Annotated in this window: 18 protein-coding genes and 1 pseudogene; 10 read left to right on the top strand and 9 right to left on the bottom strand. The window is 65.8% G+C overall.

Going from position 1 to position 20,323, the window contains the following annotated elements; genetic code table 11:
* Positions 1-6: 6 nt before the first annotated feature.
* Together AC1DQR_RS22895 and AC1DQR_RS22890 are read right to left on the bottom strand one after the other, a co-directional pair.
* Positions 7-558, bottom strand: coding sequence for a (2Fe-2S)-binding protein (locus AC1DQR_RS22895; RefSeq protein WP_416050769.1), 552 nt, complete (start codon positions 556-558; stop codon positions 7-9).
* A complete protein-coding gene (locus AC1DQR_RS22890) occupies positions 555-3,389 on the bottom strand; it encodes a xanthine dehydrogenase family protein molybdopterin-binding subunit (protein WP_416050768.1) in 2,835 nt (944 codons plus the stop codon). The genes AC1DQR_RS22895 and AC1DQR_RS22890 overlap by 4 nt, the downstream gene beginning before the upstream one ends.
* Positions 3,390-3,848: 459 nt before the next feature.
* On the opposite strand from AC1DQR_RS22890, the gene AC1DQR_RS22885 reads away from it, so the two are divergent.
* The 3 genes from AC1DQR_RS22885 (at position 3,849) to AC1DQR_RS22875 (ending at position 8,019) form a co-directional block, all read left to right on the top strand.
* Positions 3,849-4,748: a LysR family transcriptional regulator gene (locus AC1DQR_RS22885; RefSeq protein WP_416050767.1), complete on the top strand. Its 900-nt coding sequence runs from the start codon at positions 3,849-3,851 to the stop codon at positions 4,746-4,748.
* Between the two features lie 193 nt (positions 4,749-4,941).
* Positions 4,942-6,927 carry an aconitase family protein gene (locus AC1DQR_RS22880; RefSeq protein WP_477133850.1) on the top strand — a complete coding sequence of 662 codons (1,986 nt, stop codon included), beginning with the start codon at positions 4,942-4,944 and terminating at the stop codon, positions 6,925-6,927.
* Between the two features lie 90 nt (positions 6,928-7,017).
* Complete coding sequence (locus AC1DQR_RS22875; protein WP_416050765.1) at positions 7,018-8,019, top strand: Bug family tripartite tricarboxylate transporter substrate binding protein; 1,002 nt, start codon at positions 7,018-7,020, stop codon at positions 8,017-8,019.
* Between the two features lie 719 nt (positions 8,020-8,738).
* Here AC1DQR_RS22875 and AC1DQR_RS22870 read toward each other — a convergent pair.
* From AC1DQR_RS22870 to AC1DQR_RS22845, 6 genes are all read right to left on the bottom strand, one after another.
* Entirely contained in the window at positions 8,739-9,032 is a 294-nt protein-coding gene (locus AC1DQR_RS22870) for a T6SS effector amidase Tae4 family protein (RefSeq protein ID WP_477133849.1), read from the bottom strand.
* Positions 8,998-9,489: a helix-turn-helix domain-containing protein gene (locus AC1DQR_RS22865; protein WP_477133848.1), complete on the bottom strand. Its 492-nt coding sequence runs from the start codon at positions 9,487-9,489 to the stop codon at positions 8,998-9,000. The genes AC1DQR_RS22870 and AC1DQR_RS22865 overlap by 35 nt, the downstream gene beginning before the upstream one ends.
* A 288-nt stretch (positions 9,490-9,777) precedes the next feature.
* Positions 9,778-10,089 (bottom strand): non-heme iron oxygenase ferredoxin subunit, encoded by a 312-nt coding sequence (locus AC1DQR_RS22860; protein ID WP_416050763.1) that lies wholly within the window; start codon positions 10,087-10,089, stop codon positions 9,778-9,780.
* A gap of 8 nt (positions 10,090-10,097) precedes the next feature.
* A complete protein-coding gene (locus AC1DQR_RS22855) occupies positions 10,098-10,571 on the bottom strand; it encodes an aromatic-ring-hydroxylating dioxygenase subunit beta (RefSeq protein ID WP_416050762.1) in 474 nt (157 codons plus the stop codon).
* Positions 10,572-10,574: 3 nt separating this feature from the next.
* A complete protein-coding gene (locus AC1DQR_RS22850; RefSeq protein ID WP_174424631.1) occupies positions 10,575-11,831 on the bottom strand; it encodes an aromatic ring-hydroxylating dioxygenase subunit alpha in 1,257 nt (418 codons plus the stop codon).
* A gap of 40 nt (positions 11,832-11,871) precedes the next feature.
* Positions 11,872-12,858, bottom strand: a complete 987-nt coding sequence (locus tag AC1DQR_RS22845) for a 2Fe-2S iron-sulfur cluster-binding protein (RefSeq protein ID WP_416050761.1) — start codon at positions 12,856-12,858, stop codon at positions 11,872-11,874.
* Between the two features lie 128 nt (positions 12,859-12,986).
* Here AC1DQR_RS22845 and AC1DQR_RS22840 point away from each other — a divergent pair, with 128 nt between their 5' ends.
* From AC1DQR_RS22840 to AC1DQR_RS22830, 3 genes and pseudogenes are all read left to right on the top strand, one after another.
* Positions 12,987-13,889, top strand: a complete 903-nt coding sequence (locus tag AC1DQR_RS22840) for a LysR family transcriptional regulator (RefSeq protein WP_253929061.1) — start codon at positions 12,987-12,989, stop codon at positions 13,887-13,889.
* A gap of 116 nt (positions 13,890-14,005) precedes the next feature.
* A pseudogene (locus AC1DQR_RS22835) lies at positions 14,006-14,253 on the top strand (type II toxin-antitoxin system RelE family toxin).
* Positions 14,237-14,563, top strand: coding sequence for a helix-turn-helix domain-containing protein (locus AC1DQR_RS22830; protein ID WP_477133847.1), 327 nt, complete (start codon positions 14,237-14,239; stop codon positions 14,561-14,563). Before AC1DQR_RS22835 ends, AC1DQR_RS22830 begins: the two are co-directional and overlap by 17 nt.
* A gap of 41 nt (positions 14,564-14,604) precedes the next feature.
* On the opposite strand, the gene AC1DQR_RS22825 is transcribed toward AC1DQR_RS22830, so the two are convergent.
* A complete protein-coding gene (locus AC1DQR_RS22825; RefSeq protein ID WP_174424635.1) occupies positions 14,605-15,498 on the bottom strand; it encodes a LysR family transcriptional regulator in 894 nt (297 codons plus the stop codon).
* Positions 15,499-15,616: 118 nt separating this feature from the next.
* On the opposite strand from AC1DQR_RS22825, the gene AC1DQR_RS22820 reads away from it, so the two are divergent.
* From AC1DQR_RS22820 to AC1DQR_RS22805, 4 genes are read left to right on the top strand one after another with little or no spacing between them, the layout of a single operon-like run.
* The gene (locus tag AC1DQR_RS22820; protein ID WP_416050758.1) at positions 15,617-17,722 is read left to right on the top strand and encodes an FUSC family protein; all 2,106 of its coding nucleotides are present in this window, start codon (positions 15,617-15,619) and stop codon (positions 17,720-17,722) included.
* Positions 17,716-17,928 (top strand): DUF1656 domain-containing protein, encoded by a 213-nt coding sequence (locus AC1DQR_RS22815; protein ID WP_416050757.1) that lies wholly within the window; start codon positions 17,716-17,718, stop codon positions 17,926-17,928. The genes AC1DQR_RS22820 and AC1DQR_RS22815 overlap by 7 nt, the downstream gene beginning before the upstream one ends.
* A complete protein-coding gene (locus tag AC1DQR_RS22810) occupies positions 17,925-18,842 on the top strand; it encodes an efflux RND transporter periplasmic adaptor subunit (protein ID WP_416050756.1) in 918 nt (305 codons plus the stop codon). The genes AC1DQR_RS22815 and AC1DQR_RS22810 overlap by 4 nt, the downstream gene beginning before the upstream one ends.
* Positions 18,839-20,296: an efflux transporter outer membrane subunit gene (locus tag AC1DQR_RS22805; RefSeq protein WP_416050755.1), complete on the top strand. Its 1,458-nt coding sequence runs from the start codon at positions 18,839-18,841 to the stop codon at positions 20,294-20,296. Before AC1DQR_RS22810 ends, AC1DQR_RS22805 begins: the two co-directional genes overlap by 4 nt.
* The last annotated feature ends 27 nt before the right edge of the window (positions 20,297-20,323 follow it).

The following is a 20,323-nucleotide window of genomic DNA, read 5'->3' as shown; positions in this document are numbered from 1 at the left end:
TCATCATCACTTGTCTTCCTTTACCAGGCCCGGAGTGTTGACCACCACGTCCTTGACGGCTTCGAAGTAGCGCACATAGCCGGTGCAGCGGCAGATATGGTCGTTGAGCGCCGCGGTGATGGTCTCATCCACCTTGCCTCTGGCCACCGGCTGGCGCTTCAGGCGCTCCACCAGGATGGTCGCGCCGTTGACAAAGCCGGGCGTACAGTAGCCGCACTGGAAGCTGAAGTGCTCCAGGAACTTCTGCTGCACGGGCGACAGCTCCACCACCTCGCCCTTGTCGTTGCGCCTGGCGTGGCCCTCCACCGTGCGCACCTTCTTGCCCTGGAAGTAATGCGCGCCGGTGATGCAGGCGCGCACTTCCTCGCTGGTGCCGTCGGCCTTGTCGTGGATCACCACGCAGGCGTGGCAGATACCCTGGCCGCAGCCTAGGCGCGACCCGGTGAGCGCCAGGTACTCGTGCAGGAAGTCGATCATCATCAGGCCTTCCGGCACATCGATGGGGCCAACGTCCTTGCCGTTGATATTGAGGGAAAGCGGTTGGGTGGCGAGGCTCATGCCAGGATCTCCTGAATCTTTTCGGCGCTGACCGGCAGGGCGGTGAAGCGATGGCCGATGGCATGCGCGATGCCGTTGACGATGGCGCCCACCACCGGAATCATCACCACTTCGGCGATGCCCTTGGGCGGATCGGTTTCGGATACGGGCGGCAGGACCGTCCCGGTTTGTGTCCATACGGCCACGTCGCTGGCGCGCGGCAACGGGTAGCGGTTGAAGTTCCAGGTGCCGTTGCCGGGCCCGTCCTCGTACAGCGGCAGGAACTCGTGCAGCGCATGGCCGATGCCCATGGCGATGCCGCCCTGCAATTGCCCGGACACCAGCGCCGGCGACAATTGCGAGCCGCATTCCATGATGGAGTGATGGCTGAGGATTTCCACCTTGCCGCTGGCCGCATGCACGGACAGCTCCACCAGCGTGCCCACCGCGCTGTAGTAGGTCACGCTGGCGTTGTTGCGCTGGGTCGGCGCGATGTAGACCTTCTTGCGGTCCAGCACCTGGTAGCCGCCGCTGGTGGTCATGCGCGCCTTGCGCGCAGCGTCGGCGCCGTCGCCGTAGCGCACCGACAGCCCGTCGATGGGCAGCCGGGTGGCCGTGCCGTTGACGTCGAAGTCGGCTTCGGTCCATTGCCAGCGATTGAACACGTGCACCGTGGCGCCCGTGACCAGGCCGAGCTCGTGTGCCTTCTTGGCCAGTTGCTCGTAGGGCAGGGCTTGCAGGCCGCCGGCGGTGAGCTTGCCTTCGACCCAGCGCGCGTCCTCCACGCGCACCACCAGCGAGGCCGCCTGGCCGCCGCCAAAGCCCTGGCTCCAGATTGCCATGGCCGCCGGCCACAGCCCGTGCATGAAGACCACGCGGGCGGCTTCACGGGTGCTGTGGGTGAAGTAGTAGGCTGAGTTGGTCGCACTCGATGGCGACGCATACGCCGGCGACCAGCGTGGGTTGGCCGACAGCTTGTCCTGGTCGGCCTGGCTCATGATGTAGGGATCGCCGGTGGCGGTGACGGGCAGGTCGGGCCAGTCGGTGACCGCCACGCGCACCTCGGTGGCGGGCTTGCCCAGCCAGCGCGCCACGGCCACCGCTTGCGAGGTGGACATGCCGGTGCCGATCTCCGCGCCGCAGTGATGCAGCGCGATGGTGCCGTCCGCGCGCATCTCCACCTTGGCGAACGAGGCCTCGGCGCCGGTGCCGAAGTCCTTCTGCACGCAGGCAAAGCCCACGCCGTAGCGCCGGCCGGGATGGCTGGCTTCAAAATCCGCTTTCCGCTTCGCGCGGTTGGTCCACAGCGGATGGGCCTTGGCCGCCTGCAGCACCTCATCCACGCGAATCGCGCCGGCAGGGATCGCGCCCTGCGTGTTCTTCATGCCAGAGCGCAGCGCGTTTTTCAGGCGGAACTCGATCGGGTCGAGCTTCAACTGCTCGGCGAACTCGTCGACCATCATCTCGGTCGCCGCCATGCTCTGCAGCGTGCCGTAGCCGCGTGCCGAGCCGGCATCGATGGCGCGCGTGGCGATCGCCACCGCGGTCAGGTCATTTTTCGGGAAGTAATAGATCGACTGCGCCGCGGTGGCACCCACCATCGCCACGGACGGCGAGAAGTTGGCGCGGCCGCCGCCGTTGGCCTCGAAGTCGCCCTGGAACGACTGGAACAGCCCGGTGTTCTTGTCCACCGCGATGCGGTAGCGCATCTTGAAGGCGTGGCGCTTGATCGAGGTCTGGAACTGCTCATAGCGGTCGTTGGCCAGCCGCACCGGCTTGCCGTCGGCGTAGAGCGCCGTCACCAGGCCGTAGAAGGGGAAGTTGTAGTGATCCTTGGAGCCGTAGCCCACGGTGTAGCAGGGATGGACAAACACCTGCCTGACCGGGAACGCGCCCTTGGCCTTGGCCATCATCTCCGCCGTGCTGTCGCCGACTTCGATGGGCGACTGGGTCGGCACCACCATGTGCAGCGCCTGGGTGCTGGCGTCGTACCAGCAGTTGGCGTTGTCCGGTTCCAGCGCGGCGGTGTCGATGGACTGCGTGTTGTACTCGCGCTCCAGCACCAGCCAGTCAGCCGGCGGCTGGTCCAGCTGCTGGCGGATCTGCCCGGCATGGAACATGCCTTGCTCGCCAAGCTGGCCGTGGTCCTTGCCATCGGGCCAGACCGGTTCGTGCTTGCGCATCATGCTGGGGAACAGCGGCGCGTTTTTCAGGCTGGAGAACACGTCGTCGTCGAACGGCGTCTCGCCGCCCACCCGCACAAAGCGGAACGTGCCCCAGGGATCGCGCTCCAGCGGGCCGGTCTCGGCGCCGTAGCGGATGATCTCGTCGTGGAACTTGAGCTTGTCCTTGGCAAAGCGGAAGCGGGCGAAGTCGTGATAGATCAGGATGGCCACGGCGTGGCCGAGATAGGCCGGCGTCTTGCCTTCCGGCAGCAGCATGTCCTCGCCGTAGAAGGCGGGAAAGGCCACGCCGTCGCGCGCCAGGTCGGCGGCGGTGACCACGCGGTCGGGCTTGAGATCGTCACCCAGCAGCGCCAGGTCGAAGCCCGCATAGCTGCGGTCCGCCTTGGTGGCGCGCAGGATGAAGGCATGCGATTGCGCCTTGGGCCAGTGCGGCATGTCGCGCGAGCGGATATCGCGCGCGAAGACCTTGTCGCCGGTGACCTTGGCCATGCCGTCGATGCGGAACCTGGGGGCGCCGGTCCTGGGGTCCCACTGGACCGGGGTCAGGATTTTTTCTTCGAACAGGGCTGCGAAGGCCTTGCCGCCAATCGGTGCGATATACACCGATACCCCGGCCACGACGCTGGCTTTCAGGAAAGTGCGGCGCGTTGGGCTGAAGTTAGCCATGGATTTTCCTTGAGAATGCGCGGATGCCGCCGCAGCGGCGTCCGGGCGAGATACGCGGCCTGGTGCGTCCGGCCTGGGCGGCCGGGAGAACGAGACGGGAGAAACCGGAAGGCGGGGGGCAGCGGCAATCGAGGTCTCCGTGCATGAGGGCGCGGGCACGAAGTACGGCACCGGCGCGGATTACGACGCAAGACTGGGCTGGTGATCTGTGGGGCAATGCAAGGTTTTATTCTAGGCGTGGAAGTGCACGCCGGGGCGCGGATTCTGCGCCGTCGGGGGTGCGGTAGCAACGGGGCGGGCTGAATAATGCTTATCACGGCCGTGTCATTCTGTTTGGGGCGACATTGAGGTAGCGCATTGTGCGGAGCACAAATCCACGCCGCGCTGGCGTGCCGCGCCCGCGCCCGCGATCGTCGTCCGCCGTCGCCTGCGATGCCTGATCGTTGTAGCATCGCTGCCATGGACAACCTGCTCAGAAAACTCGACCTGACCTCGCTGCGGCTGTTCGTTGCCGTTTGCCAGGAACAGAACATTGCCCGCGCCGCCGAGCGCGAATTCATTGCGCCGTCGGCGGTCAGCCGCCGCATTGCCGAGATCGAGACGCTGATTGGCCTGCCCGTGATCGAGCGGCATCCGCGCGGCATCACGGTGACGGCGGTGGGCGAGACGGTGCTGCGGCATGCGCTTGCCATCATTGGCAATATCGAGGCGCTCAGCGCGGATCTGTCGCGTTTTACCTCCGGCGCGCGCGGCAACGTGCGCCTGGTGTGCAACCTTGGCGCCATCGTGCAGTTCCTGCCGGAGGACCTGGCTGCCTTTGGGCGCGTGTATCCCGATATCGGCATCGAGCTGGAGGAGCAGCACAGCCCCGAGGTGCTGCGCATGGTGGGCGAGCGCAGCGCGGACTTCGGCATCTGCAATGCGATCCAGGGCGTGGAGCAATTTGTCTCGCTGCCTTACCGGGAGGACCAGCTTTGCGTGCTGGTGCCGCGCGGGCATGCGCTGGCGTCGGCGCAGCAGGTGAGCTTTGCGGACTTGCTGGGCGAGACCTTCGTCGCGCTGCGCGATGAGAGTGCGTTGAGCCGCCTGCTGGCGGAGCAGGCGGCGCGCTTGAACGAGGCGCTCAAGATCAAGATCCGGGTGGCGAGCCTGGATGCCTTGTGCCGCATGGTGCACGTCGGGCTGGGGATTGCTGTCGTGCCGAGACAGGTGGGCGAGCTTTACCTGAACACCCTGGATGTGGTGGCGCGGCCGCTATCGGACCCCTGGGCGACACGGCAACTGGTGGTGGTGTTTCACTCCCGGGAGCATCTCTCGGCGAGTGCCTTGGCCTTGGTAGGCTTTCTTTGCCGGGAATAGGAACAAGGTGGGAACAAGGTGGGAACAAGGTGGGAATAAGGTGGGAATAAGGTGGGAATAAGGTGAGCAGAGCGAAGCGAGCGTGGGCAAATAGCCAGCCGTCGCAAACCGAGATGCCTGCCATGCCGACTGCGCACTTTGCCCCGGCGGCGCCAAACCATATAGTGGGATCATCATAACGAGAAACCCCGCAATGGAAGCCACCATCCGCTTCGACGGCCGCGTGCTGTACCTGTCGCAAGATCCAGCCTGCGTGCGCGCCCAGCTCGACGGCAAGCCGATGACCCTGGCCGAGGCCGGCCAGCTGCGCGACAACATCTCCACCGATGAGATCACGCCCGTCACGATCATGCTTACCTACGATGAGCGTCTGGGGCAATTTCCTTACGTGGGGTTCCAGGCGGGGGGCGAGCAGCCGATCGGCCGCGATGTCATCCGCAACGGCGGCTTTGCCGTCACGGTGGCCGGCAAGCGCTATGGCAAGGGTTCCTCGCGCGAGTCCAGCCCGCTGGCGGAGCTGTCGGCCGGCATCCGCCTGATCGTGGCGGAGAGCTTCGAGCGCATTTACCAGCAGAACTGCGACAACATCGGCATCCTGACCACCACGGATTTCACCGTGCTCGACCGCGTGCTGGCGGGCGAGGCGATTCCCATCGAGGCGTTCCTGACCGGGCGCGATGCGTTGACCCAGCAGGTGATCCGTGCAGGCGGCCTGCTGGCCTATAGCCGCGCGGCAAGCTGGCCGGCGGCGGGCGAGGGCGCACAGGGCACGGAGGCAAATGAGGCAAATGAGGCAACCTGCAACGCCGCACCGCGCACCTTGGTGGAAAAGATCATCGCCCGCCATCTGCTTCCTGGCACGCCGAGCGCTGAGCGCGGCCAGGGTGTGTTCGTGGCGGCGGACTGGCGCTTCTCGCACGACTACTTCACCGGCATGTGCGCGCACCTGATGCACCGCGCGTTCGGCAAGCCGGCAACGTTGCACGAGCCGGATCACATCATCGCGTTCCAGGATCACCTGGTGCTGGCGGCCCAGAGCTTCCCGCATGTGCGCGACGGCTTGTTGCCAGGGGTGGCCAACCTGATGCAGGGGCATAGCCGTTTTGCGCACGACTACCCGGTGCGTTCGCATCACGCACTTGCGGGCGAAACACCGGGCTCGGAAGGCATCTGCCATGCGCTGATGGCCGAGCAATACGCGCTGCCGGGGCAGGTGGTGGTGGGCACCGATTCGCACACGCCGCATTCCGGCGCGCTCGGCTGCCTGGCGTTCGGCGCGGGCGCCACCGATGTCGCCAATAGCTGGGTCACGGGCTACGTGCGCTGCAAGGTGCCGGAAACCCTGCGTGTGGAGGTGGAGGGCGAGCTGGCCGAGGGCGTGACGGCCAAGGACATCGTGCTCTACCTGCTGCAGATGGAAGCAATCCGCTCGGGCGGCGCCATCGGCGTGGTGTTCGAGTACGCCGGCAGCACGGTGCGGGCCTTGTCCATCGACGAGCGCGCCACGCTGACCAATATGGTGGCGGAGCTGGGCGGCTTCACCGGCATCGTCGAGCCAGACGACAAGACCGTGGCCTTCCTGAAGGCGCGGCGAGGCGTCGATTTTGCGATCGAGGACTGGATGCGTAGCGATGCCGGCGCAACCTACCGCGACGTGATCCGCATCGACGCCGGCGTCATCGCGCCCATGGTGGCGCGCCCCGGAGACCCCGGCAATGGCATCGCGGCCAACACGCTGGACGCGCCGGTGCCGGTGGACATTGCCTACGGTGGGTCCTGCACCGCAGGCAAGCGGGAGGATTTCGACTACTACCACGAGGTGCTGCGCTGGGGCCTGGCGCATGGCCTCAAGGTGTCGCCCCGCACCCAGCTGTTCCTGCAGTTCGGCACCCTCGGCGTGAAGGCCTACTGCGAAGCGCGCGGCTATATGGACACCTTCGCTGCCGCCGGCGCCACGCTGGTCATGCCGGGCTGCGGCGCGTGCGCCAACTGCGGGCCGGGCGCTTCCACCACCAGCGAGCAGGTCACTATCAGCGCCATCAACCGCAATTTCCCCGGCCGCTCGGGGYCGGGTCAGGTCTGGCTGGCCAGTCCTTATACGGTGGCCGCGAGCGCGCTGGCGGGGCAGATCAGCACATTCGGGCAATTGCAGGCAAGCCGCGCCGCCCCCGCACCCTAGCAGCACACCCCGGCGTCCGCGCGCAAGCGGGGGCGCGGCGGCATCCATAGCCGGGCGACAGATCCCGGCAGCCATCCACAGGAGACAACGATGTTCCCCAATACCTCGCGCGTCCTGCGCGCGGCGGGGCGGCTGCTTGCCGTCGCCGCCATCGCATTCCCCGCCGTCGGCGCGCACGCAGCGCAAGCTGCGGACAAGTATCCCGCCAAGACCGTGCGCCTGATCGTGCCGAACTCGCCGGGTTCCACCGCCGACGTGGTGGCGCGCGTGGTGGCCGAGGGCATGGGCCAGGACCTCGGGCAACCGTTTTACGTGGAGAACCTTCCCGGTGCGGCGGGCATCCCCGGCACGCGGCAACTCGTATCCGCCGCTGCGGACGGTTACACGCTTGCGGTGGTGTCGTCCAACCATGCCATCAACCCAGGCCTGTACCGCAATATTCCCTATGACAGCGTGAAGGACATCACTGCCGTGGGGCTGATCGGCACCACCCCGCTGGTGCTGGTGGTGGGTGCGGGCTCGCCGTACAAGACCGTGCAGGAACTGGTTGCGGCGGCGCGGGCGCATCCGGGCAGCCTGAGCTACGGTTCGTCAGGCAAAGGCAGCGTGCTGCATCTGGCGGGCGAGCTGCTTAAATCGAAGGCCGGCATCGATATGCTGCACGTACCCTACAAGGGCGTGAACACGTTGATGACCGATGTGCTCGGCGGACAGATCAATGCCGCTTTCCTGGCCACGCCGTCCGCCCTGCCGCAGATCAAGGCCGGCAAGCTGCGGGCGCTGGCGGTCAGTACGCCGGCGCGGCTCGACAGCCTGCCGGCGGTGCCGACCCTGGCGGAATCGGGCGTCAAGGACTATGCCTACGATGCCTGGATCGCGCTGGTCGGTCCCGCCGGGCTGCCCAAGGACGTCGCCGCGCGGCTACAGCAGGCGCTGGTCAAGGCGCTGGCCGCGCCCAAGGCGCGGGAGCTGTTCGCCGCGCAGGGCTTTGTCGTGAAGAACGGCAATGGCGAAGAGACGGCCCGTCTCATCCGCGACGAACTGGGCCGGAGCCAGGCGCTGATCAAGAGCGCGTCGATTGCCGTGGAGTGAAGGCGCAGCGGGAATCTCTCAATTCAAGCCGTCATTCGCTCGCGTAGTGGCCAGCCACAAAGTTGCAAGCGATGCCGGTTTCTTCGTGGGCGTGGTGGCACCGTATTGAAGAGTCTGAGGGCTTCACCACCGCGTCCGCCCCACCACGAAACCATCACGACGTGATGTGTCGTGAATGGGCAAGGATTCTGCTACCGGGGTCGTACCGCGAGACCAGAGTCGTCTGCACGAACGTGGTCATTCGAACTGGTAACGGCATGAGGCTGGTAGAACTCGGGGCGGTACGACGAAACCGGAAAAGCATCCCGATGCCGCTACGCCAACCTCCGGTAAGGATCGTTATTCTGGTTAAATTTCTCCATATCACGCAATGCCTAGCCGCTACAGCGCAACAATTCTGGTAGCGGCGATTGTTACTGCCCAATGCGTAAGAATTGTTGCCACTAACGCCAGGGCTAGCAGGCCGGTTCTCTCGACGCGCGTGCTGAGCACGAACCCCAACGCGCCAAACAGAACCGGTGGAACGGGTATCAGCAGGATCAAGCCAAACAGCATCCGTGCATCAGCAGGGCATACGTCTATTCCAACGCATGTCCCAGGTCGCGGCGTGCATAGGCGCAGGAACAGTTCACAGAGGTACGCATCGATGACGGAACATGCGACTACACTGGCCAAGCCGACGCCGGCAAATGCTGCCGTCACAACGAAGCGCCGCCAGCCTACTTGATTTCCCAAAATAGTATCTCCGTTGATCGCCCGAGGTCCGACCACCCATAATGGGTGCCGGGAAAGAACGCATCCCATCCCAAGCTGCGACCGATTGTTGAAACGACGCTGGGAGTGCTGCTGATCGTCAGCCGCGACCCATTCCACCGGTCAATGTGACCGCCGCTGGCGTTGCCAGCCGTTTCGCCATCGCGCCTCCAATAGTTCATGAACGCGACGATGCCAGTGCGTCCCGCGATCTTCTTTTGCCAATCAGACCCGGTGATGGCCGAACAATCCGCGGCCATCTGTCGTTTCCACAAAATACGGGTAATCGGCAATTGGTCCGCTCGGGCTCACCGCAATCACCAACTCGTCGAAGCTCTCCGATACCGGCCCTCCCGTAGCTGTGAATCCCGCGTTGCCGGAGCCAAGCAACTCGTATGCCCCATCGCGCGCGCCCATATCCTCGGACCAATTTTCGCCGGCAACCAGGGCAACAATGCGTGGCGGCGTGGGGCACTGGCACAGGACAATATCGCCTGGCGAATCCCATCCGGCAGCCGCTCCTGGCAATGCCGATTGCGCCCGCGCTCGGCGAGGCCTGCCACCCCCCCCGCTGCCGTACCGCTCTATCCACTTATAGCCGGTCTTCCGGCTAATGCCATAACGCTCGCACAGGGCGCTGACGCTCTCGAGCCGCCGCAGGTGATCTGCGATGAACAGAATTCGTTGGTCCATGGGTCTCAGCTCGCTCCAGGGCATGGGCGTCTCCTTCCAGGGTCGCCCATGCAGGGTAGAAAACTGTCACCTATGTGCTTGAACTCAAGTGTCACCTATGTGAGTGAGTCGTACCCCCGGCTTTCTTCTCGTTAGTCTTCTTTGCCGACGCAAAGAAGAGTGACCGGCAGCCCCCGCAGGGGGATGTCGTATGGCAGTTGGGTGCATAAACCAACGCCGACGAAGTAAACAGCGACACCCCCAGCAGGGCAATGTCGTATGGCACCTTGGGCGCAAAATGCCAACACCGCTCAAAAAAAACAGCAACACCCTCTATACCTCCACAAACACCTCCCCATTCTCAATCCTCACCCCAAAAACCTCAATATCACTAGTCAGCGGCTCACACATAGCCCGCCCGGTGCGCACATCGAACTTGCCCTGATGCAGCGGGCATTCGATTTCGTGCCCATCGAGAAAGCCATCGCACAGGCGCGCGTTGCCGTGGCTGCAAGCGTTGTCCGTAGCGTAGACTTCGCCGTCCACGCTATACAGGGCGATCTCCCTGCCCCCCGCATTAACCGCCACGACATCATCCTTGGGAATCGCGACCAGCTGTATCACTTGAATCCATTGCTTCGACATGGCACACCTCAAATCGGGTAAATAATGGAATTGGCGATCATTTCGCTATCGAATACACATAGCCGGGACTCGAACTTCAAGCCCTCCGCGGTGCGCCGGATCACATCGATATAGCGGCCCACGTTGTACACGGTGGATTGCCCATCCGGCTTGGTGCGAAAGACGGCGTAGCTGGCCTCGGCGTCGATCCGCTCCGCATCGGTCTTCAGGATGCGCGGTATGCCGACCACATGCCGCTGGTAGTACGGATCGTGGAAGATGGTCTCGGTCGCGCCATAGATACGGTCCTTGAGCATGCCGCGGCTCTCGAAGGAGAGCGTGGCAAGCGGAAAGCCGGCTTCGTGGTTCTCGCGCGGCTGGAGCTTGTAGACGCAGGCCTCGGTGAAGAAGCCGGGCCATTTGTCCCATTCGTTGTTGTCCAGCGCGCTAGCGTAGTCCGCATACAGCGCCAGCACCTGCGTGTAGGTTTCAAAGTCGAGCATGTCTCAGGCCTCCATCACGCGGCGCCAGTAGTTGTACATCCCGCGGATCAGTGTCTCGGTCACCATGTGGTCCGTGTCGCCGATCTCGCGCCCGCCGAGTTCCGCCACCGTCCGGTGGAACGGCTTTTGCTCGAAGCCTTGCTGGGAGAACTCGATCACCTCGCCGTCGTCGGCCGAGACAAAGCCGGCCGGGCCGAACAGGTTGGCCTGGCGCAGCCGGCGCCGGGTCATGTCGGCGTCGTCGCCCTCGAAGCCGAAGTGCGTCCACACGAAGTTGAACGAGCCGTGGCCGGTGGGCTGGATATGCCGCGTCGACACCGAGTTGACCTGCTGCTGGATGATCACGCTGGGGAACAGCGTCATCATCACCGCCGTGGGCTCTCCCCACCAGGGTTCCTGCACCACGTCGAGGAAGCGGTCGTCATGCAGGCTCATCTGCTCCTTGAAGCTGGACACGCCGCTGGTGACATCGCCCTTGCCGCCCTGGCCGCGCGTGGAGATCATCGCGGCGTGGCGGAAATGCTCGTCCATCTTGAGCGCCGACTTGTTGTCGGCGCGCCAGAGCCCGAAGGTCACGAACCACGTGTGCAGCAACCCCGGGTGATACGGGTCTTTGATGTTCTCCTGCATCAGCTTCCAGTTGCCGGGAATCTGCTGGCGGCTATAGCCGAGGATGGTCAGCTTGCGGCCGTCGAAGACACGGTCGAAGTAGGCCAGGATGGTCGGGCCGAGATAGTCCTCCAGCGCCGGCACCTCATGGTCGAACGAGGCGAAGATCACGCCGTTGCGGCGCGCCACCTTGAGCTTGGTCAGGCCGTGCGCCTTCGGGTCGAAGTCGGCGGGCATGCCGCCATTGACTTTGCCGTCGAGTTTGACGCCGCGCCGGAACGGCACGCCGACCAGGTTGCCCTTGAGGTCATAGTTCCACTGGTGATAGGGGCAGGTGAAGTCCTTGCGGTTGCCGGAGCGCTCGCGGCAGAACTGCACGCCGCGATGCGCGCAGACGTTCTCCACCACGTAGATCTCGCCATCCGCCGCGCGGCTGGCAATGACCGAGCGCTCGCCGATGGCGGTGCGCTTGAAGTCGCCGGCGTTCGGGATTTCCGCTTCCAGCCCGATATAGCACCAGTGGCCGGCGTAGAAGAAGCGCTCCAGCTCCTGCCGGTAGACGTCGTCATCGGTATAGGCCCAGAAGGGGATCCGGCTGGAGCCTTCGTCCTTCCATTCTCTTTTCTTGAATACAACAGCTTGCTCGCGCATGGTTTGTCTCCGCGATGTTTGTAATGTGGGGCTCAGCGGGTCAGACGCCGCTGGCGTGGAAGGCGTCGGCATGGATGTGGTCGGGGTCCATGCCTCTTTGGCGGAGCAGGATGGAGGCGGCGTCGACCATGACCGGGGCGCCCGCCAGGTAGGCGCGCCAGCCCTGCATGTGCGCCCAGTCGTCGGCCACCGCCTTGGTCACCACGCCGCCCCGGTAGCCGTTGCCGTCGCCGGCCGATGCCACTACCACGTGCACATGCATTGCCGCATGGCGCGCCTGCAGCTCGTGCAGCCATTCCAGGCCATAGAGGTCGGCATGCGTGCGAACGCCAAAATACACGTGCACCTCGTTGCGCATGCCGCCATCGAGCATGCCGCGCAGGATCGACAGGATCGGGGCCAGCCCGGTGCCGCCCGCGATGCAGATCACGGGCCCGTCGAACTTGCGCCGCAGGTACGCCGTGCCCAGCGGGCCGGCAACGCGGATGGCGTCGCCAACCTTGAGTTCCGACGCCACATAGGACGTCACGCGCCCGTCGGGCACCAGCCGGATATGGAATTCGAGCTCGTTGGCGCCGTGCGCCACCGCCATCGAGTAAGGCCGGATATGGCGCGGTGTGAACTGCAGCGTGGCGTACTGTCCTGGCGAGAAGTCGAGCGGCTTGGGAATCGCCACGCGGACCCGCTTGATGTCATGGGTCAGGTCGTCCAGGGCGGTCACGGTGCCCTTGAGGATCCTGGCGGGATGCACCACGACCTCGTCGAGTTCCGGGATCTCGATCGCGCAGCTCTCTACCAGCGTGGTCTGGCACGCCAGCACGGACTGGCCGGCGGCCATGGGCGCGCGTGAATCCTCGGGGCCGCTCGCCTGGGTGCGGCCGGCCAGGACCTTGCAGCGGCAGGTGCCGCAGCGCCCCGCCATGCAGCTATACGAGATGGGCACCTGGTTGGCCCGCAGCACGTCCAGCAGGTTGTCGCCGGCTTGCGCGTGCAGCGTCCTGTCCAGTGGGTGGATGGATACTTCCATGGGGGCGTCTCCAACTAGTTTTTCTTGGCATCCGTTTGCCGATGGGCGTATGTTGGCGCCGAAGGTAGAATTAATAAATAGAAGGAAGGTGATACGTCATATCACTGTGAGTGATAAAGGGGGCTGGGATGGAGTTGCGGGAGATCGACCTGAACCTGCTGGTCGTGTTCAATGAACTGCTGCGCCTGAGGCGGGTGTCCGCCGTGGCCGAAACGCTGGGCACTTCGCAGCCGGCCATCAGCAACGCGCTCAATCGCCTGCGCAAGCTGCTGGGCGACGAACTGTTCCTGCGGACCTCCAAGGGCATGGTGCCCACGCCGTTCGCGGAGAACCTGGCGGAGCCGATCGGCTACGCGCTCGGCGCCATCCACAACACGCTCAACGCGCAGTCCGTGTTCGAGCCGGCCACCAGCGCGCGCGGCTTCACCATCGCCATGACGGACATCGGCGAGATCTATTTCCTGCCCGACCTGATGAAGCGGCTGTCCGAGGTGGCGCCCGGCGTGACCATCAGCACGGTGCGCAACCACACGGTGAACTTGCGCGAGGAAATGGAAAGCGGCCGCGTGGACCTGGCGATCGGCTTCATGCCCGACCTCAAGGCCGGCTTCTTCCAGCGGCGGCTGTTCCGCCAGCGCTACGTCTGCCTGTTCCGCCAGGGCCATCCGCTGGCCCGCGAGGGCATGACCCTCAAGTCATTCAGCAGTGCCGAGCACGTAGCCATCGTCGCGGCAGGCACCGGGCACAGCATGGTGGACGAAGTGATCCAGCGCGCCGGCGTGCCGCGCCAGGTCCGCCTGCACGTGCCGCACTTCGTGGCGGTGGGCCATATCCTGCAGACGACCGACCTGATCGCGGTGGTGCCGCAGGCCTATGCCGAGCGCACGTTAACGCCCTTCGGGCTGGAGACGGCGCCGTGCCCGGTGAAGATCCCCGATATCGTGATCAACGTGCTCTGGCACGCCAGGAACAATCGGGAGCCGGCCAACCAATGGTTGCGGCAAGTGGTATTTGAGGAATTTTCGAGGTAGCAGTGCGCCAAAAATGGGCCCAAGGGAGCGGTGCTTAAGGCGCACATGATCGCGCTCTTTCAATGAGAGCTTGAGTTTGTTTCTGGAAACTTATAATTGACTTATAATTTGTGCCCATGAACTCGATCAACTGGACCCTGAAAGCAGCCAGGCAACTCTGTAAGCTGGACCGCCAGCATCAACGGACTGTGGTGGATGCCGTTGGCGATCTGGCCGCAATGCCGGATTGTCAGAACGTGAAGGCCCTGACGAAGCACGACTACGGGTACAGGCTTCGGGTTGGCAACTACCGGGTTCTGTTCGCGGCGGCATCAAGATCGTCGAAATTCAGGAAGTGAGGAAACGCGATGAACGCACCTACTAACGTCCAAGTGATCAATGGGCCGGATGGGAATCCCGCCTTCGTGGTGATCCCCTACGCAGAGTATGTGGCCAGCCACACGAGCGAGCGCAATCTTGTGCCGCATGATGTGGTTACGCGCACCGTCGGCGGTGCGAGCCCCGCCCGGGCCTGGCGGGAACACCTGGGCTTGACCCAGGCCGAGGTTGCCGAGCGTCTTGGCATCTCGCAACCGGCATACGCGCAGCAGGAGCGCAGTGACAAACTGCGCAAGGCGTCGCGCGGAAAGATTGCTGCCGCCCTTGGCATTGCTGCCGACCAGCTGGATTTCTGACGAGGCGCATCCGCACTGGCGGCAAACGCGCCGGTCCGCGCTTACGCCCCCAGCACTTCCTCGCAAACCGAAAACCACGCCCGCGCCGCATGCGATAGGTAGCGGCCCGGCGACCAGATATGGGCGAGCGCCCAGTCCATGGCCGGCTCCGTCAGCCGTGCCACGGCGAGCTTGTCGCGGATATCGAGCTTGTCCAGCAGCGGTTGCGGCAGGAAGGTCGTGCCCAGCCCGGCCGCGGCCATCGAGGCGAGGAAGTCCCAGTGCCCGCTTTGCGCCACGATGCGGGGCTCAAGCCGGGCGTCGAGAAAGGCCTGCCGCAGTTTTCGGGTCAGGGAGAAGTCTTCGGTCAGCATCAGCAGGGGCTCGTCGCGCAGCGCGGCCAGGGTAACGGTCTTGCCCTTGGCCCAGCTCGCCTTGCGGGGGCCCGCGACCCAGATCGGGTATTTGGCGAACTCGCGCGTGGCCAGTTCCAGGCCGCTGTCCCTGGGCAGTACCGTGGCGCCGACTTCGAGTTCGCCACTGGCCACTTGCTGCTCCACCATATGGCCGCCATGTTCTGCCAGGCTGAGCTCCAGGTTGGGATAGCGCTGGCGGAAGGCGCTGACGGCCGGCGAGAAGAACAGGTTGGCCATGGGCGGGATTCCCACGGTCAGCTGGCCACGGCCTAGCGAGGAGAGATCGGCCACTTCCAGCGTGAGCCGGTGCACCACGCCAAGCGCTTCCTGCCCGCGCTCGTAGACCACGCGCCCCACGTCGGTCAGCCGCACCTGCTTGCCTTCGCGGATCAGCAGTGGCTGGCCGATCTCGTCTTCCAGTTGCCGCACCATCTTGCTGATGGTGGATTGCGTGACGAACAGGGACGTCGCAGCCTGGGTGAAGCTTTTCAGGCGAACGGTTTCAACGAAGTAGCGCAGGGCGCGGATGTCGATGGGCATTGGGTGCTTCCTTTCCCATGAAAAAAGCGAATGTGATTTGCAATTTTAAATCATGTGAGGAATGTCTGCCAGTTGGCTACACTTCGGGCCTACGCTCTTTCCAATGGATATTCGCGTCATGGCTAGCTGGCCCAGCGCACGACAGTGGCTCTTTTCACTGAAGGCGTTTGCCGCCTCGATGCTAGCGCTCTATATCGCGCTCGCGCTGGGTTTGCCCCGCCCTTACTGGGCCATGGCAACCGTCTATTTTGTTTCTCATCCGCTGACCGGCGCCACCCGCTCCAAGGCCGCTTATCGCGTGGCGGGCACGGTGCTGGGCGCGACGGCCGCGGTGGTCACGGTGCCGTTGCTGGTCAATGCGCCGGTGTTGCTGATGGCCGCGATCGCCCTGTGGACGGGGGGCTTGCTCTATTTCTCGCTGCTGCAGCGCACGCCGCGCAGCTATGTCTTCCTGCTGGCCGCCTATACGCTGCCGATCGTGGCGCTGCCGGCGGTCAGTGAGCCGGCGCAAGTCTTCGACATTGCCGTGGCGCGCATCGAGGAGATCGTCATCGGCATCCTGTGCGCCGGCATGGTGGGCGCCATCGTCTTCCCGGCCAAGGTAGCGCCCGCTCTGCGCGCCCGCTCCGCCACCTGGCTGGCCGACGCGGCACTGTGGGCCACCGACATGTTGTCCGCCGATCCTGATGCCAATGCCACGCGCCACGGCAGCCGCCACCGGCTGGCCGCCGACATCCTCGCGCTGGACCAGCTCATCACCCAGCTCTCCTACGACACGGAAAGCGCGCACACGCTGCGCCACGCCCGCGCCTTGCGCGAGCGGATGACGATGCTGCTGCCCGTGCTGTCCTCGCTGGCCGGCGTGCTGCAGGCATTGCGGCGCCACGCCGAGGGCATACCCGATAGCCTGGGGCGCCATATGGCCGCCATGTCTGCGTGGATTCGCGCGGGCTTCGACGGCCTCGCGCCCGCGCTGGAGCCGGAGGCGGGCCCGTGGGCGGACTATGCGCGCGCGCCGGGCTGGCATGGCGGGCTGGTCGCCACCGCCAACGATCAGCTGCGCACGCTGGCCGCGCTGTGTGAAGACTGCCACGCCCTGCAGCATGGCATTGGCGACCAGGCGGCCAGCGCCGCCGCGCCATCCGAGCGCGCGCTTGGGCGCGGCGCCGAGCGCGCGGACCGGGCGCATCACCACGATCACGCCATGCTGCTGTTCTACGCCTGCTCCACCAGCCTGGCGGTGTTTTGCGCGGGCATGCTGTGGATCGCCTCGGGATGGGAGGACGGCGCGGGATCGGTCGCGGTGGCGTCCATCGCCTGCTGCTTCTTTGCCACCATCGAGGAGCCCCGGCCGGTCGCGCATTCGTTCTTGCGCTGGAGCGGATTCTGCTTTGCCGTATCGTCGTTCTACCTGTTCCTGGTGGTGCCGAACGCGCACAACTTCGAAACCCTGGTGGGCATGCTGGCGTTGCCCTACATGGGCATCGGCATGCTGATATCGCGGCCCGGCTTCAACCTGATCGCCATGCTGCTGTCGGTCAATACGGCGTCGTTCGCCAATGTGCAGAGCGTCTACGACACGAATTTCCTGACCACCTTCAACGGCAGCCTGGCCAGCATCGGCGGCATGCTGTTCGCGCCTTTGTGGGCCATGGCGACGCGGCCGTTCGGCGCGCGCGTGGCGGCGCACCGGCTGATCCGCGCGAGCTGGAAGGACCTGGCGCAAGCCGCCACGCGGCGCGAGCCGGGCGAGCACGCCAGGCTCGGCGGCCGCATGCTGGACCGGCTCAGCCAACTGGTGCCAAGGCTTGCGGCCAGCGACGACAAGATGGCTTCGGATGGCTTTGCCGAGCTTCAGGTCGGGTTTGGCGCGCTGGCGCTGCAGCGCAGCCTGCCTGGGCAGCGCCCGGCCGCGCGCCGCGCCGTGGCCAGGGTGCTCAACGCGGTTGCCTTGCATTTCCGTGCGCGCCTGCAGGCCGGCCACGCGATGGCGCCGCCGGATGCGCTATCCGAGCGGATCGACAAGGCGCTGCGCGAGGTGGCCATGCAAGGCGGCGCGTCGCAAAGTCCCGGCGAGCATGCGCGCAGTGCGCTGGGCGCGCTGATTGCGTTGCGGGTCACGCTGTATCCGACGCAGGCGCAGACACTGCCGCAAGCCGCGGCGCCGCAGGCGCAGCCGTTGCGGGCGGTGCCAATCCCGTTACGCGCGGAGCCCCGATGCTAAGCGCGGAAATCGATCTCTACGGCGTCTTCGTGCCCGGCTTGCTGGCGTTGATGTTCCTCACCTTCGTCATCACCGCCTGCATGCGTGCGGCCCTTGCGCGCGCAGGCTTTTACCGGCTGGTCTGGCACCGGTCGCTTTTCAATCTAGCCCTTTACGTCATCGTGCTGGGTGGCGTGGCCGCCATGGCCCGCTGGCTGCAATCATGAAATTCAAGTTCCGTTTGCTGGTCCCCGTGATGTTGACCCTGCTGGCCACCGTGGCTGCGCTCTTTGTCGGCAAGCATCTGTGGGATTACTACACCGTGGCGCCATGGACGCGCGACGGCCACGTGCGGGCCGACGTGGTGCAGGTTGCGCCGGATGTCTCGGGGCTGGTGACGCAGATACTTGTCAAGGACAACCAGCGCGTGCGGCGCGGGCAGGTGCTGTTCGTGATCGACCAGGACCGCTACCAGCTGGCGTTGCAACAGGCCATGGCGAGTGCCGCCGCGCAGCGCGCCACGCTGGCGCAGGCGCGCCGGGAGGCCGCCCGCAGCCACGCCTTGTCCGAGGTGGTTGCCACCGAGGTGGTGGAAGAAGGGCAGGCGCGGGTGCAGCAGGGCGAGGCGGCGCTGGCGCAGGCGGAGGCGGCGGTGGCGCTGGCCAAGCTCAACCTCGCCCGCACCCGGGTGGCCAGCCCCGTCGACGGCTTTCTCAACGACCGCCTGCCGCGCCTGGGCGACTACGTGGCTACGGGCCGGCCGGTGTTGTCGATGGTCGACCTGAACTCCTTCCACGTCGAAGGCTATTTTGAAGAAACCAAGCTGGGGGGCATCCGCATTGGCAACCCGGTCTCCGTGCGCATCATGGGCGAGCGCACGATCCTGCACGGCCACGTGCAGAGCATCGCCGCCGGCATCGAGGACCGCGACCGCAGCAATGGCGCCAACCTGTTGCCCAATGTGAACCCCACGTTCAACTGGGTGCGGCTGGCGCAGCGTGTGCCGGTGCGCATCGCGCTGGACGACGTGCCGGCGGATGTGCGGCTGGTGTCGGGCCGCACGGCGACGGTCTCCGTGGCCCAGCCGCGCAATACCATCGCCGTGCTGCGCGACGAGACCACGGAGGCGGGCGCGCAATGAGCAAGCTCAGCCTTGCCCTGCTGCCAGCACTGGCCCCGTTGCTGTTCGCCTGCACCACCGTGGGCCCTGACTACCACGTGCCGGAGCAGGCGGCCGTGCGTGCGCCCGAGGCCAACGGTCCCTTGCTCGGCACGGATGGCCCGGCCGTCTCGGTGGCGCCGGTCCCGGACGACTGGTGGCGCCTGTACGACGACCCCAAGCTCGATGCACTGGTGCAGCAGGCGCTCAGCGCCAATACCAGCCTGCGCGTGGCCGCCGCCAACCTGCGCCGGGCGGTGGCGATCTATCACGAGGTGGAAGCGGAAAACCTGCCGCAGGCGGCCTTCTCCGCCAAGGCCGAACGCGCGCAGATCGCGGGCGAGAGCTTCCTGCTCAAGGAGAAGGTGCCGGTCTTCAACCTGGGCGACGTCGGGTTCTCGGTGTCATACCTGGTGGACTTCTTCGGCAAGCTGGCCCGCGCCGACGAGGCCGCGCTGGCCAGCGCGCAGGCCAGCCAGGCCGCGCTGGACATGGCGCGCGTGAGCGTGGTCGCGCAAACCGTGCGCGCCTATGTGCAGGGCTGCGCCGCCACGCATGAGCTGGCGGTGGCGCAGCAGCAGCTCGCGCTGCAGACGCGCGGCGTGGAGATCGCCGCCAAGATGGCGGCCGCCGGCCGTGGCCAGCCTGCCGACATGCTGCGCGCCCGCGCGCAGGCCGAGACCTTGCGCGCGGCATTGCCGCGTTTCAAGGCGGAGAAGGAGGGCGCGGCCTACCGGCTCGCCGTCATGCTGGGCCAGCCGCCGGCAGCGCTGCCGCAAGCCGTATCCGAATGTCATGAGGAGCCGACGCTGCGCCAGGCGATGCCTGTCGGCGACGGTGCCGCGCTGCTCAAGCGCCGCCCCGATATCCGCCAGGCGGAGCGCGAGCTGGCAGCGGCCACGGCGAAGATCGGCGTGGCCACCGCCGATCTCTACCCCTCGGTCCGCATCGGGGCGTCGGCCGGCCTGAGCGGCATCCTGAGCGATCTCGGCACTGGCCCGACCGCGCACTGGGGCATGGGCCCGCTGATCACCTGGAACCTGCCCACCAACGGCGTGCGCCCGCGCATCCACGGCATGGAGGCCGGCGCGGACGCGGCACTCGCCCGCTTCGACGGCGTGGTGCTCAAGGCGCTGGAGGAGACCCAGAGTGCGCTCAGCGCCTACACGCGCGAGCTGGAGCGCAACCAGTCCTTGCGCGTGGCGCGCGACGACGCCAATGAAGTCGCCCGCCAGCACCGGCTGCTGTACCAGTCCGGCCGCGTGCCGTATTTGTCCAGCCTGGATGCCGACCGCACGCTGGCCGGGGCCGAGGCGGCACTGGCGGCGTCGGACAGCCAGGTGGCCCTCAACCAGATCAACCTGTTCCTGGCGCTGGGCGGCGGCTGGCAGAACAGCCCGAAGGTGGCAGAGCATAGGATGAGCGAGGCACACTGAGTGGCTGCGGCCCTATCCCTATCCCTA

The organism is Cupriavidus sp. 05L411, from assembly GCF_056398045.1.
The sequence above is the reverse complement of the archived record's forward strand: the minus strand, read 5'-3'. Positions and strand labels throughout refer to the sequence as shown.